Source organism: Ureibacillus aquaedulcis (assembly GCF_030418165.1).
In the GTDB taxonomy this organism is placed as follows: domain Bacteria; phylum Bacillota; class Bacilli; order Bacillales_A; family Planococcaceae; genus Ureibacillus; species Ureibacillus aquaedulcis.
In genome coordinates, this window is sequence record NZ_JAUHTQ010000005.1 from 15,893 (window position 1) to 28,429 (window position 12,537).

The 12,537-nt window shown below is 38.0% G+C and carries 15 protein-coding genes; 3 read left to right on the forward strand and 12 right to left on the reverse strand.

Annotated elements, in window-relative coordinates; genetic code table 11:
• Positions 1 to 61 precede the first annotated feature (61 nt).
• The 7 genes from QYB95_RS08470 to QYB95_RS08500 all read right to left on the reverse strand — a co-directional run bounded on the left by QYB95_RS08470 (position 62) and on the right by QYB95_RS08500 (position 4,658).
• Positions 62 to 523, reverse strand: a complete 462-nt coding sequence (locus QYB95_RS08470) for an NUDIX domain-containing protein (protein WP_301137911.1) — start codon at positions 521 to 523, stop codon at positions 62 to 64.
• A 164-nt stretch (positions 524 to 687) separates the two neighbouring features.
• Positions 688 to 963: a hypothetical protein gene (locus QYB95_RS08475; RefSeq protein ID WP_301137912.1), complete on the reverse strand. Its 276-nt coding sequence runs from the start codon at positions 961 to 963 to the stop codon at positions 688 to 690.
• Between the two features lie 212 nt (positions 964 to 1,175).
• Positions 1,176 to 1,751, reverse strand: coding sequence for a TlpA family protein disulfide reductase (locus QYB95_RS08480; protein WP_301137913.1), 576 nt, complete (start codon positions 1,749 to 1,751; stop codon positions 1,176 to 1,178).
• 17 nt (positions 1,752 to 1,768) lie between these two features.
• Entirely contained in the window at positions 1,769 to 2,524 is a 756-nt protein-coding gene (locus QYB95_RS08485) for a cytochrome c biogenesis CcdA family protein (protein ID WP_301137914.1), read from the reverse strand.
• 4 nt (positions 2,525 to 2,528) lie between these two features.
• On the reverse strand, positions 2,529 to 3,164 hold the full coding sequence (locus tag QYB95_RS08490) for a hypothetical protein (RefSeq protein ID WP_301137915.1): 636 nt from the start codon (positions 3,162 to 3,164) through the stop codon (positions 2,529 to 2,531).
• A 50-nt stretch (positions 3,165 to 3,214) separates the two neighbouring features.
• Positions 3,215 to 3,817, reverse strand: coding sequence for a methyltransferase domain-containing protein (locus QYB95_RS08495; RefSeq protein ID WP_301137916.1), 603 nt, complete (start codon positions 3,815 to 3,817; stop codon positions 3,215 to 3,217).
• Positions 3,818 to 4,205: 388 nt separating this feature from the next.
• A complete protein-coding gene (locus tag QYB95_RS08500; protein ID WP_301137917.1) occupies positions 4,206 to 4,658 on the reverse strand; it encodes a DinB family protein in 453 nt (150 codons plus the stop codon).
• A gap of 368 nt (positions 4,659 to 5,026) precedes the next feature.
• Between QYB95_RS08500 and dhaK the strand changes: the two genes are divergently transcribed.
• Positions 5,027 to 6,766, forward strand: coding sequence for a dihydroxyacetone kinase subunit DhaK (dhaK, locus tag QYB95_RS08505; protein ID WP_301137918.1), 1,740 nt, complete (start codon positions 5,027 to 5,029; stop codon positions 6,764 to 6,766).
• A gap of 198 nt (positions 6,767 to 6,964) precedes the next feature.
• Here the strand turns inward: dhaK and pdxR are convergent, their stop codons facing one another.
• Positions 6,965 to 8,413 (reverse strand): MocR-like pyridoxine biosynthesis transcription factor PdxR, encoded by a 1,449-nt coding sequence (gene pdxR / locus QYB95_RS08510; protein WP_301137919.1) that lies wholly within the window; start codon positions 8,411 to 8,413, stop codon positions 6,965 to 6,967.
• 53 nt (positions 8,414 to 8,466) lie between these two features.
• On the opposite strand from pdxR, the gene QYB95_RS08515 reads away from it, so the two are divergent.
• Positions 8,467 to 9,012, forward strand: a complete 546-nt coding sequence (locus QYB95_RS08515; RefSeq protein ID WP_301137920.1) for a pyridoxamine 5'-phosphate oxidase family protein — start codon at positions 8,467 to 8,469, stop codon at positions 9,010 to 9,012.
• Positions 9,013 to 9,231: 219 nt separating this feature from the next.
• The gene (locus QYB95_RS08520; RefSeq protein ID WP_301137921.1) at positions 9,232 to 9,552 is read left to right on the forward strand and encodes a nuclear transport factor 2 family protein; all 321 of its coding nucleotides are present in this window, start codon (positions 9,232 to 9,234) and stop codon (positions 9,550 to 9,552) included.
• 225 nt (positions 9,553 to 9,777) lie between these two features.
• Here QYB95_RS08520 and QYB95_RS08525 read toward each other — a convergent pair whose 3' ends face one another.
• From QYB95_RS08525 to QYB95_RS08540, 4 genes are all read right to left on the reverse strand, one after another.
• Positions 9,778 to 10,200: an OsmC family protein gene (locus QYB95_RS08525; protein ID WP_301137922.1), complete on the reverse strand. Its 423-nt coding sequence runs from the start codon at positions 10,198 to 10,200 to the stop codon at positions 9,778 to 9,780.
• Between the two features lie 85 nt (positions 10,201 to 10,285).
• Complete coding sequence (locus QYB95_RS08530; RefSeq protein ID WP_301137923.1) at positions 10,286 to 11,032, reverse strand: amino acid ABC transporter ATP-binding protein; 747 nt, start codon at positions 11,030 to 11,032, stop codon at positions 10,286 to 10,288.
• A gap of 15 nt (positions 11,033 to 11,047) precedes the next feature.
• Positions 11,048 to 11,689 (reverse strand): amino acid ABC transporter permease, encoded by a 642-nt coding sequence (locus QYB95_RS08535; RefSeq protein ID WP_301137924.1) that lies wholly within the window; start codon positions 11,687 to 11,689, stop codon positions 11,048 to 11,050.
• Between the two features lie 17 nt (positions 11,690 to 11,706).
• A complete protein-coding gene (locus QYB95_RS08540) occupies positions 11,707 to 12,534 on the reverse strand; it encodes a transporter substrate-binding domain-containing protein (RefSeq protein WP_301137925.1) in 828 nt (275 codons plus the stop codon).
• Positions 12,535 to 12,537: the final 3 nt, after the last annotated feature.

Genomic DNA, 12,537 nt, shown 5'->3' on the forward strand with positions numbered 1-12,537 from the left:
TTTCATACCTCGATCATTAGTTAAATTTTTAACCAGAGGAAGATTATATCAATAACCAAATTTACGTTTTGTTATCTGAAAGCAGCTCTAGTATCTTAATATCCACCGAATCAATTGATCCAATTTTTTCTTTTAAATCCCATAGCTTGATTGCTGAGATTTCCTCATTTTCTTTAAATGGCTGAAGTTTTTCGATGGTTGTAAAGTATACTGGATTTAGTTTGAACTCGCCGCTTCCTGTGTTTTTGGATTTCAATAACCCTTTAAATTCCATATCCGATACCATTTGTCCAGTTTCTTCATATAACTCTCTTAATGCACAATCTTTTGGTGTTTCTTTTCCTTCCCTGCTTCCCGCCGGCAATTCCCACTGTTTACGCCAAATGTTATAGCACACTAGAAACTTCCCATCACATTTGATTACTGCAAATGAACCGGCAACAGGTTGATATTGAAAAATCTCTTCTTCTTTTAAAGTGATGAATTCAACATACTTCCAACCATTATTCTTAAGTATGGTCATTTGATCACCTCCAAAAAGTACTAATATAAACAATTCTCCTAAAATAATAAAAGTCCTTTTTTACCTACACAGTAGAAGGATATAGTTTCTATATAAAAAAACGCCGAGATATATTCTCGACGAAAAGTTTGAAACTGCATACTTGATATGAGTAAAGAAAACATTCAGAAAGTTAACATCTCCCCTGTCATCAAAAAAACAACACAATAAATGTCCGCTGGTACCCAAACCAGAATGGGCGTCACTGGGTTCACTTTTATTAATAGTCCAATCAATGTGTTTTTTAGACCTTTGCTCATTTCTATGCTAGGTTCTAAGTTTGGCGAAACAGTGCCATCTTTATCTAATTTAATTTGATTCAAGCTAGCGTTATTATAATCGGCCTCCAGAAATGCATATTGGGGATTTAAAATCGTCAAATTTACACTCCTCCGCATCATTTATCATTCTCCACGAAAAAGCTCCGAAGCAACATGCATGCAATTTATCTATTCTATTCATGGAACTGGAGCGACATGTCTTGTACTCCAGATTTTCTTGCCGTTTGAGCAGGATTTCAGCCACTTTTTTTCAATAATCCCGCACTTAATGTCGAAATTCAGCCGATTTCCCTATTAATCCAGCCACTTCAAATTTCCTTTTTGCAATTTCATTACTCCAATTTTTGAAACTCTCTAACCATTAAATCATGATTCATCGCACCTAGTGCAACAAACTGAATTATCCCTTCCGAGTCAATCATATAGGATGTTGGATAGGCACGAACATTAAACAGTTCCGCAACCTCGCCTTTTTCATCAATTAGAACGGGAAATCTATATGCTCCATCCTGGATATAGTTCTCGACAGTCATCAAAGAATCTTCTGTGTTTCTAAGGTTAATAGCCAAAACTACAACATCTTCATCCTCCGAAAATTTTTGGATATCCGGCATCTCGGCTCGGCATGGCGGACACCAGGTAGCCCAAAAATTAAGGAATATTTTTTTCCCCTTAAATTGTGAAAGTGATAAAACATCGCCTTCCAATGTTTCCAAGGAGAAATCAGGTGCACTGTTTCCACGTTTATTGCCCACTATATTTGTTTCTGCACTTTCACTGTCATTTTTAGAAGCAACTACAGGATTTTCCGTATCAGTCACCACTTTTTCGGTTGGGCTTGAAAAATATTCAAATAACGCATAACCAATCATTGCTACGAAAAGAAGAGCAAGTATAACTTTTTTCACTGGTCACAAATCTCCTTCTATCCTAAATTGGAAAGCCATGTTCCATCAATCAGCCTTAGTAAATACGCACTTAAGCGAGGCATTTGTTCAAAAAATAGAAGTAATCCCATGATGATCATCATGATTCCGCCGACCTTCATAATGATTCCGGACCTTCTTACAATCCATTTAGAGGATCCCAAGAAGAACGTTAAAATGATAAACGGAACTGCAAACCCAATTACATACATAAACGTATACAAAAGACCTTCCCTTGGATTAGTAGCAGCCAATACCAAAATCGAGGCAAAAATAGGACCTATACAGGGAGTCCACCCGGCTGCAAAACCCAGTCCAACAAAAAATGTACCCAAATAGCTCGATGACCGTTTCGTGTATTGAAAACGTCTTTCCTTCATCATTACGGGTATTGTTAACCATCCAGCAATTACTAGTCCCATAAAGATAATGAATATTCCTGCCAGCCTCTGTATCAGTAATGCGGTATTCCCTATAAATAGCTGCTGCAGCCACTGCCCCAGATAAGAAGCACTAGCACCCAGACTGATAAAAACAATAGCGATTCCAATTAAAAAGACAATAGAATGACTTAGTATTTTTTTCCGAATCGAGGGCGTCTGTTCTGCTTGGATTTCCATTACACTTATACCTGTTATGTAAGAAAGGTAGGCTGGAAACAACGGCAAGACACATGGTGACAAAAAGGAAATGGCCCCTGCTCCGAACGCTAAAAAAACACCAACTAAAAGTGCTGTATCTGTCTCTATTATCATTTGATCACCTCTTAAATTTCATATAGATTAAGACACCAGCATTGAATAAAAAGAATAGTAAAATAAACGGTAAAGACAATAAATACCCGAAGAACGATACGTATGGTTGCGAATAATACATTAACAGTGTTCCAATTAACCAACTAAGTAAAAGAGCAAAAAATAAACTTAGCTCAGAAACATGTTCATTGAAATAATAAAAAATGGCCACAAGAATCATATAAAAAATTAGATTCATTAAAGTGTAGAAGTTTCGATCTTGCAAAAATTGAATGAATTCAAATATAACGGAAGCCATTAAAACAACAGGCAACAGGATACTAATAAATGCGGAGAGCTTCACCTTTTTCCGCTTCAAAATCAACAGCAAAATACTTCCGATAATGGCAAGATAAAAGGAAGCAGAGTTAGCTGGATAGGCTAAAACAGCAAGCGGATCTTTTATAAAGACCGAGAAATTCAAGATTACTTTCCCTACCCACATAAACATCACAAAATTTATAAAAAAATTAAAGACTTCTTCCATTTGCTTTTTCTTTTCTTCTTTACTTGCCGGCATCATCCAATAATAAAGCAATAATCCTGCGACAATACTGAACAATAACGCAGCTAGTGATATGAATTTTGCAACCGTAGCCATTTGTCACCCCCCATACACAAAATAGACTTAAGTAGAGAACACGCCCTCATCTATTCCATTGGTTTTTGTCCGATGAATTGAATGACATGGGATAGGCCATTATGCAGATCTCCCTCATTACGTTCGACTTCGCCCATAAAAAAATGTTTAATATGCCAATCACTAAAGGTCTCCAGAATTTCTTCAGGTCTGTATAAAAACTCTAATTCTCTTGGTCCTCCACTTTTGTATGGAATTTGTTTCGTCGAGTAAACTTCACTTATATAATAACCACCTGGTTTTACGGCTGCCTTTACTCCCAAAAGTGTTTTGGAGCGTAATTCCTCTGGAAAATGCCCAAAAATACAAACAATTTCATCCCAGTTGTCTTTTTCCCAGTTAGCTTCATTCAAGTCCACAAGAACCGTGTTAACATGTACATTGCGTTCTTCTGCGAGCTTTTTCGCTTTTTCCAATCCTGATTCTGCATAGTCCCATGCCGTCACATCCATTCCTTGTTGCGCCAAGAAAACAGCATTACGTCCTTCTCCTTCTGCAATGGCCAGAGCTTTACCAGTTAATTGCAGTTTTAGTTGGGCCTCTTCCAGAAAAAGATTCGGTTTTTTTCCATACACATAGTCCTCACCCTGAAAACGGGAATGCCAAAAATTCATTATCAAACATCCTTTCTAATTTTTAACTGTTTTACCGAAAAACTATTATTGAAGATAACAATCAATTCTATAGTTAAATTTATAATATCAAACATTAGCAATATACCCATATAGGTATATAAAAATACAAAAAAATAATCTATGGATGTAATTCCCAAAACATACCTATGTGGGTATCTTAAAGGATGAAGACAGCCTTGTCAACTCTTTATGCTATATCTTTTCCTGCAATCCCCATAATGATGTCATGCGGTGGCAATGCTGCAAACACTTTACAATAAAGTTCAATTTCCTAAAACGAGTTTCAAGAAATTGAACTTTAATATTATCTACACAAATAGGAACTTGTTTGCTTTTAAGGTTAAATACTAGATCCTCGTATTATTTTTTATTCAGCTACACGATTTGCTTTTTTTAGTCCTTTAATCGCTCCTAAATGCATTCCTTCATGATAGGTAGTGAAATTTAGGATTTCCCCGACAGTTGATAGTGTTTTAAAAGCTTTTTCCGCCTGTTCCTCCAGCTGTCCTGCTAAAGCTTTCTGCAATCTTGCAGGCTGCTCTTCAAGAAGTTGTTTCAGCTCATGAAGTGTAGGTACCTCGGCTGGCCAATCAGCAGGTTTTGTTCCCGGAGCAAATAGTTTAAAATAATGAGCTGGTGTTTCAATGACTTTGCCTCCGAATTGCGAAATCAACCCATTTTGCACTGTATAGATATGGCCTAAATTCCAACGGATTGAATTGCTGAACCCGGCTGGCACTAAATCAGCCTGTTCTTCTGTTAGATTTGTCATTTCATTCAACGTGTTTTGCCTCACTAAATTAATTTGCTGAAAAATCATTTCTTCCTTCACCCATCCATCAACCCTTTCCTCAATCTACTAAAATTATAAGCTATTGCCATATCGTTACCTAACATTATGCTTTTGGTATGTTGACCCATACAATTATTGAGTTTAATTCTTCATTTTGTAGCCAAGCTTCTCATAAAGTAAAATAGCAGCTGTTTTGCTTTGATTGCTTCAAGGGAATATTACCTTATGCCAGCTTAGTAGACTTGAGAACAAATTTTACTTTAATGGAGCTCGTATCCATACTCTCATCTCTCTGGCAGATGAAGCGTTTACACTGCTCCCCATTTTTCAGGTATTATTTATTAGAAGGATAAAATTTGTCCCAGTTAAGATTTTATAATTTGGAGGTTTCATTGATGAAAAAACTTATGAATCAAGCAGAAAATTTAGTAATGGAAATGTGCCACGGTCTTGTGCTTGCACATCCGGAACTTCAATTAAACGAAAAATATAAAGTAATTTCAAGACGCCATGCTAAAAATAATAAAGTGAGTTTAATTAGCGGAGGTGGAAGTGGTCACGAACCGGCGCATGCAGGCTTTGTAGGCTCAGGTATGCTGGATGGCGCTGTTTGCGGGGATATCTTTGCATCCCCTTCCCAAATTCAGGTCTATCAAGCGATTAAACAAGTAGCGACTGAGCAGGGAGTTTTAATGATTATTAAAAACTACTCAGGCGACATGATGAATTTTAAAAACGGTGCAGCGCTTGCTGCTGAAGACGGCATTTTAGTAGATTACGTAAAAGTCGACGACGACATTGCCGTTGAAGATAGTTTATATACGGTTGGACGACGTGGCGTTGCGGGTACTGTGTTTATTCATAAAATTGCCGGGGCCGCTGCCGAGCTTGGATTTGATCTTGCCACGGTCAAGAAAATTGCGGAAAAAGCGGTCGCGCAAGTTCGAAGCATCGGTTTTGCGCTTACGTCTTGTACCGTTCCAGCAAAAGGAACACCCACATTCGCATTAGAGGAAGACGAAATGGAATACGGTGTTGGTATTCATGGTGAGCCTGGTATTCGCCGTGAAAAAATGATAAGTGCCGATGCGTTGGCTGATCGAATGGTAAACGACTTATTAAAGGATTTAGGCGAAGTAAATGAAGTAGCTCTATTAGTCAATGGCTTTGGTTCAACCCCACTTCAGGAGCTTTATGTATTTAACAATAGTGTCATTCGCGTTCTTTTTGAAAGAGGCATCCACGTTCACCGTACATTTGTCGGCAACTATATGACAAGTATCGATATGGCTGGTGCTTCCTTATCGATTTTAAAATTAGATGATGAGCTTAAACAATATCTAGATGCCCCTGCTTCTACACCCGCATTAAAAGTAGAAGGTGAAGCAGTACCGATTCAAATGGTAAATTCGAATGAAACAACCGAAGAAGCCGCCCCTTCATTTAAAGTTGAAACGAAGAAAGAGTTTGCCAAAATCAAGAACGAACAATTTACTCTAGAGAACTTGCACTATTACATCGATAAAATGAGCGAGGTAATTATTGAAAACGAAGTGCCTTTCTGTGAGCTTGATGCCCATGCAGGCGATGGCGATTTCGGAATGAGTATCGCAAAAGGCTTTAAACAACTTAAACGCGAATGGTCCGAGCTTACCCAAACAACTTCGATGAGTGAGTTCTTATCAAATTGTTCGATGATCATCATGGAGCATTGCGGGGGAGCATCCGGGCCAATATGGGGCTCTGCTTTCCGGGCTGCAGGAAAGTCGGTTGAAGGAAAAGACTATTTAACGGTTGCAGATTTTGCAGCAATGCTGCAAGCCGCTGTGGAAGGAATTCAAACAATTGGTGAACGTTCATTCGGCCGAGGTGCGGTTGTCGGTGATAAAACATTAATTGATGCGCTCGTACCATGTACGGATGCTTGGCATGATGCTGCAAACGAAGGTGCTACATTTGCCGATAGCTTCACTCGTGGTGCAGAAGCAGCTGTTAAAGGCGCCGAGGCTACAAAAGAGATTGTTGCCCGAATGGGACGCGCGGGCACTGTCGGCGAGCGAAGCCTAGGTTACCCTGACGCAGGTGCGTACGGACTGGGTGTTATATTCACTGCCTTGGCGGAAGATGCTAAGTAATTCGATAAAACACTGATTCTTATATCGAACTAACTGTTACCGAATTTATATAGAGAATCTAAAACTAAAGCCTGCTCAACTGTTATGCTGAGCAGGCTTAGTTTTATGTAAAATTTGATAGGTTTCATCATGATTATTAACTTGGTTATTCTGCTATCAACTTATTTGGATAGACGATTATATCAAGTTCTTTATTCTTCATGGGAGGCAGTCAGCAAGCAGTTGTATTCCCCTCTCAATCTCCTCAATCGATAATCCTCCAAATCCCAACATGATATAGGAGTACCCTTCAGAGTTTGGGTTAAGCCAGAATTTTAGCGGAGAATAAACCTTGACTCCGTTCTGCAACCCCTTTTCAATTAGCTCGATATTCGAACCATCCTTCAGTTTCAATAAGATATGCAAACCAGACTTTTCTCCAATTATCTTCACCTTGGTGCCCATGTTTTGTTCGATACTCTTCAGCAAAGCCTGATGCTTTCTTTGATAAAGCTTGCGCATTCTTCGAATATGCCTTTCGAATTCCCCCGATTGCATGAACAAGGCGATAGCCCTCTGAATAATCGGGGAGACGGATTGGTTATAATCTGCAAATTTACGTGAGTAATGAGGGATTAGTGAAGGTGGAAGCACTATATAACTTAATCGGACTGAAGGAAGAAATGATTTGGAAAATGTACCCAAGTAAATTACCTTTTCCTCTTCATCCAAGGATTTCAGTGAAGGAATCGGCTGTCCCCGGTAACGAAATTCGCCGTCATAATCATCCTCAATAATATATCCCCCTGTTTCATAAGCCCATTTTAGCAATCGCAACCTTTTTGAAATGGGCAAAACCATACCAAATGGAAATTGGTGAGAAGGTGTTACATATACGGCTTTTGCCGCACTCGATTGAATGTGTACTATCGACACTCCGTCCTTTTCAAGAGGCACAGGCTCTATATAACATCCCTGGTCTATAAAGACAGAACGTACCCCACTATATCCCGGCTCTTCCATAGCAACGATTTTTTCTTGTAGTTCCAATAGACGGCAAATCAAAGACACGGAAGTTTGTGTTCCAGACGTTATGAGTATCTGATCTGGAGAACAGCGCACCCCTCTGGATTCCAGTAAATGGTTTGAAATTTCACGTCTTAATTTAAACTCACCTTGTTTTTCACTGTACTCATATAACCAATTGTTCTCCCAATCCATAGCGTCCGACAGACATTTCTTCCACTGTTTCAAAGGGAATTTGTGAAGATCGACATTTCCATATTCAAAATCTACAACCACATTGCTTGAACTCTTACATTCCGGCAGATTCAGATATTCCACCTCTTTGGTATGTAGTAAAGGTTTTTCAATCTCGGCTACCCATATTCCACTTTTAGGGACACTCTCAAGATAGCCCTCTGATTGCAGCTGCTGATACGCTGCCTCAATCGTGTTCCGACTGACTTTCAAATGAGTCTTTAGCTGGCGAATAGAGGGCATCTTCATTCCCGGCAATAGCCTTCCTTCTTCAATTTCCTTCTTGATCCAGTGATACAATTGACTGTATAACGGCTCCTGAAGCTCCTTTTGTAAAAATGGGGTAAGTTCCACTGATAACCCTCCATCTGTCCCTATTAAACTTTTAAATTCTGTCACTTTTTTCATGTACAAAATTTTCCTAAAATGATTTTATCATATAACAAAGGATGGGATAAATAATGCATACAATCCGTCAAGAAAAATTAAATTGTACTGATGCTAAGCGTATAGATGAGTTTTTAGTCGATGCACGGACAGGTTATCTTGGACTAACAGATGGAGAGCTTCCTTATGTGGTACCTTTGAATTTTATCTGGATGAATGAAGCTTTGTATTTTCATGGAGCTGCGCATGGGAGAAAAATAAATTTAATTCAAGCAAATCCAAATTGTTGTTTCACGGTCTCTGAAGATTACGGTACTATGGTAAGTCCTATACCTGCCAAAACAGATACAGCTTATATGAGTGTAATGTTGTTCGGAGTACTAGAAACAGTCAGTGATATAAACGAAGCTACCTCAGCAATGCAAGGCATGTTGGATAAGTATGTACCTGGCTACTACGATAAAAGCCTTTCCCAAACCCATATTGAGAAATACCGCTCATCTCTGGGTAGTCATACAGTTATTTTTAAACTTACTCCCAGCGTCCGAACAGCTAAAGAAAATCAATTAAAGCCGGAAATGTCTTTCTACCCAGGCAGGAAGTTTGAGATGGATATCTAGGATTTTTGTAATCCAGATAGCATTGCCAACCATTTAGTTCTGCTAGCAGCATGATTCTTATATAATAAGTTTAATAAGGAACCAATACTAAATTATAGATTATATACAATTAAGTGTGTGAATTTAGAAGAAAGAAATTGTGATAAATCATTGTTTAAATTCATAGAATCTACTACCACATGTATGTAATGCTGGAATATTATAAATGGAGGAAAATATATGATATTAGAACAATATGTTGCTCTATTAAACAAAAGTGATTTTGAAGGAATTTCAAACTTATTTACTGTAGACTGTCGAATAGATGATGGTGCTGCAAGAACACTAAATGCACCAGATCTGGTTGCGAGTGGAAGAGAGAACCTAAAAGAAGCTTTTAAACTAGCTTTAGAGAATAGTCAATTGCGTGCAGAGGTTGTAAAATTGAACCCAAATTCGATGGAATATGATTGTTATGTGGGAGATATTAAACTTGAATGTATTGGCTGTGCCACTTTTAAAGATGGACTAATCGACGAGTACATTGTACGTCAAAGATAATTTTTAATTAGAAAATAGAAAATGACCGCCTTCCGTAATTGGAAGGCGGTTTTTATATACTCAAATACACTTTTAATGATAGCTTGTAGAATTTTTTATTGCTTTCAATATGCTGAAATCCAGTAACGATTTAACAATATCTGATGGTGAATTAAAGAAAGGAACTGTTGGACACAATCCTCGAATATAGAACCAGATCGAATTGGATTAAAAACGTTAATTACTTTATTCAGCAGGTATCTTTTCGCCATTAAGTATTAGATTGTAAGTAATTTCTGCCTTGAGTGATGCCGACACTGCACAATATTTTTCCTCGCCTAAATGAATAGCTCGCCACACTTTTTTCGGTGTGACATCGCCATCTACTACAAAGGTAATTGCGGCAGAGGTGAAGGCTGTTGGCATTTCTTCACGACGTTCCCCATCTACTGTTATTTCAATGTTTTTGATGTCATCCAAATGGGGTTTTAAAATCATTGTGACATCTATTCCGATACAGCCAGCTAATGATGCAAGCAACATTTCCGTTGGTGTTGCAGCCTTGCCTTCTCCACCATAGTTCGCCGTTGCATCCATTGACATTGAATATCCAGTTGGTCCCACTGCTTCAAAAGCGCGACCACCCTGCCATTTTGCTTTAATTTGCATGTTGCTCAATTCCTTCCTTGGTTTTAATCTATTAACCGCTTATAGAATATCTAGTATTTTCTAAGCATAGTCTTAAAATTTAAATTTAAAATTCTGAAACCTGTCGTAAAAATTTCCGTGCTCTTTCTGTTTGCGGATTTTCAAAAAATGCAGTTGGTTTTGCATCTTCAACAATTACACCATCTGCCATAAATAGTATGCGATCTGCAACTTCTTTTGCGAACTTCATTTCATGTGTCACAATCACCATTGTCATACCATCTTCAGCTAAGTCCTTCATTACTTTCAAAACTTCTCCTACAAGCTCTGGATCTAGGGCTGATGTAGGTTCATCGAATAACATCAATTTAGGTTCCATTGCAAGAGCCCTTGCTATTGCAACACGTTGTTGTTGACCACCGGAAAGTTGTGAAGGGAATGACTTTTCTTTCTCAGCAAGTCCAACTTTAGCTAGCAAATCCGAAGAAATTTTATATGCGTCTTCTTTATTCATTTTTTTCACAACAAGTAAAGCTTCCATCACATTTTCTACAACAGTTTTATGTGGATACAAATTAAACTGTTGGAATACCATACCTGTTTCTTGTCTTATGGAGTGAATTTCTTTTAGTTGTACTTTTCTCGGTGACTGAGCATTAATAACATGACTATTAACGGTAATAGTGCCGCCCGTAATGGTTTCCAAACCATTAATACAACGTAGAAATGTACTTTTTCCTGATCCACTCGGTCCAACAACAGCAACGACCTGATGTGCTGGAATCGATATCGATATATTCTTGAGAACTTCGTTGGCTCCGAAGTTTTTTTGTAATTGATTAATGTCAATCATACTATTCTGCCCCCTTTAGTATACGGATAAGCGTTTCTCAATTTTATGCAAAATAAATGTGAAGAACGTACTCATTAGCCAGTACATTACGGCAATCGCTAAATAAAATGGCATATATACATAATATTGAGATACTAGTAGTTGGGCAGAACGCATTAATTCTGTCACTGCAATAACGGATACAAGCGATGTTTCTTTTAACATACCTACAAATGTATTTCCAAGGGGTGGTATAGCATATCGAATCGCCTGTGGAATAATAATTCGACTCATGGCTTGCCTTTCTGTCATGCCAGTTGCCAAGGCCGCTTCCGTTTGTCCTCTAGGCACTGATTGTATGGCACCACGGAAAGCCTCTGAAACATAAGCACCAATATTAATACTAAGTGCAATATATGCAGCGGTTAATGGTCCGAATTCAATTCCATAATCAACTAAGCCGTAGTAAACGATGACAATTTGTACAAGTGGTGGTGTTCCTCGAATAATCGATACATATGCTTTTGCAATCATACGCAGGACGCGATTGCCCTTTATTCGGGCAATCGCAGTAAATAAGCCAATGATTAGTCCGAAGAACATTGACACCACTGTAATTAGTAATGTATAGTATGCTCCTTTCAATAAGAAAGAGAGATTTTCAATAACTAAATCCATTATAGCTTCCTACTTTCTTACTCAGCTGGTGGTGCTTCTTCAAACCATTTCATGAAGATTTCTTCATAAGTCCCATCTTCTTTCATTTCCTCAAGTGCTGTATTTAAAGCCTCAACAAGCTCAGTATTGCCTTTTTTCACCGCAACGGCAGCTTGGTCTGATTTAATTGGTTCACCAACCGCTTTAATTGCATAGCCATTTTGCTCAATAACAGGTTTTAAAGCATATACATTGTTGATTGTTGCATCAATTCGACCGGCATCTAAGTCTTTTAATGTCGTAATCACATCATCGTACGTATTAATTTTAAAGTCACCAACTTCAGGCATTAATTGTGTACGTAAATAGGTTTCGTCGTTTGTACCAAGTCCTACCCCAATTGTTCTACCTTTAAAATCATCTACTGATTGAATATCAGTATTCTCATCTTTAACAATTACTTTTACTTGGTTTGTAATATATGGTTCTGTAAAATCAATCTGTTGTTGACGTTCTTCAGTAATTGTTACTTGACTAACTAAAATATCAAATTTATCTTTTTGCAAGCCTGGAATAAGCCCAGAGAAATCTTGTGCTACAAACTCTGCATCTACACCAATACGTTCTGCTAATTCTTTAGCGATATCTACGTCGAAACCATCGTATTCTTTATTATCGTTTAAGAAATTATAAGGTGCATATGTGCCCATAATTCCTACTGTAATTTCTCCATCTTGTTGAATTTGCTCTAAGGCGTTTAATTCTTCTTTTTGTGTTTCCGTTTCTTTTGTAGTATCCGATCCGCAAGCCGCTAATGCTAGTGAAGATACAGCTACTAGTGATAATAACCAATTTGCTTTTTTCATTAT

What these genes read in the sequence shown, in the direction of transcription:
- QYB95_RS08490 (WP_301137915.1), bottom strand. Translation starts at nt 3,164, where the DNA reads ATGGCTACGGTTGCAAAATTCATATCACTAGCTGCGTTATTGTTCAGT.
- QYB95_RS08485 (WP_301137914.1), bottom strand. Translation starts at nt 2,524, where the DNA reads ATGATAATAGAGACAGATACAGCACTTTTAGTTGGTGTTTTTTTAGCG.
- QYB95_RS08500 (WP_301137917.1), bottom strand. Translation starts at nt 4,658, where the DNA reads ATGATTTTTCAGCAAATTAATTTAGTGAGGCAAAACACGTTGAATGAA.
- QYB95_RS08535 (WP_301137924.1), bottom strand. Translation starts at nt 11,689, where the DNA reads ATGGATTTAGTTATTGAAAATCTCTCTTTCTTATTGAAAGGAGCATAC.
- QYB95_RS08515 (WP_301137920.1), top strand. Translation starts at nt 8,467, where the DNA reads ATGCATACAATCCGTCAAGAAAAATTAAATTGTACTGATGCTAAGCGT.
- QYB95_RS08495 (WP_301137916.1), bottom strand. Translation starts at nt 3,817, where the DNA reads ATGAATTTTTGGCATTCCCGTTTTCAGGGTGAGGACTATGTGTATGGA.
- pdxR (WP_301137919.1), bottom strand. Translation starts at nt 8,413, where the DNA reads ATGAAAAAAGTGACAGAATTTAAAAGTTTAATAGGGACAGATGGAGGG.
- QYB95_RS08530 (WP_301137923.1), bottom strand. Translation starts at nt 11,032, where the DNA reads ATGATTGACATTAATCAATTACAAAAAAACTTCGGAGCCAACGAAGTT.
- QYB95_RS08520 (WP_301137921.1), top strand. Translation starts at nt 9,232, where the DNA reads ATGATATTAGAACAATATGTTGCTCTATTAAACAAAAGTGATTTTGAA.
- QYB95_RS08475 (WP_301137912.1), bottom strand. Translation starts at nt 963, where the DNA reads ATGATGCGGAGGAGTGTAAATTTGACGATTTTAAATCCCCAATATGCA.
- QYB95_RS08525 (WP_301137922.1), bottom strand. Translation starts at nt 10,200, where the DNA reads ATGCAAATTAAAGCAAAATGGCAGGGTGGTCGCGCTTTTGAAGCAGTG.
- QYB95_RS08540 (WP_301137925.1), bottom strand. Translation starts at nt 12,534, where the DNA reads ATGAAAAAAGCAAATTGGTTATTATCACTAGTAGCTGTATCTTCACTA.
- QYB95_RS08470 (WP_301137911.1), bottom strand. Translation starts at nt 523, where the DNA reads ATGACCATACTTAAGAATAATGGTTGGAAGTATGTTGAATTCATCACT.
- dhaK (WP_301137918.1), top strand. Translation starts at nt 5,027, where the DNA reads ATGAAAAAACTTATGAATCAAGCAGAAAATTTAGTAATGGAAATGTGC.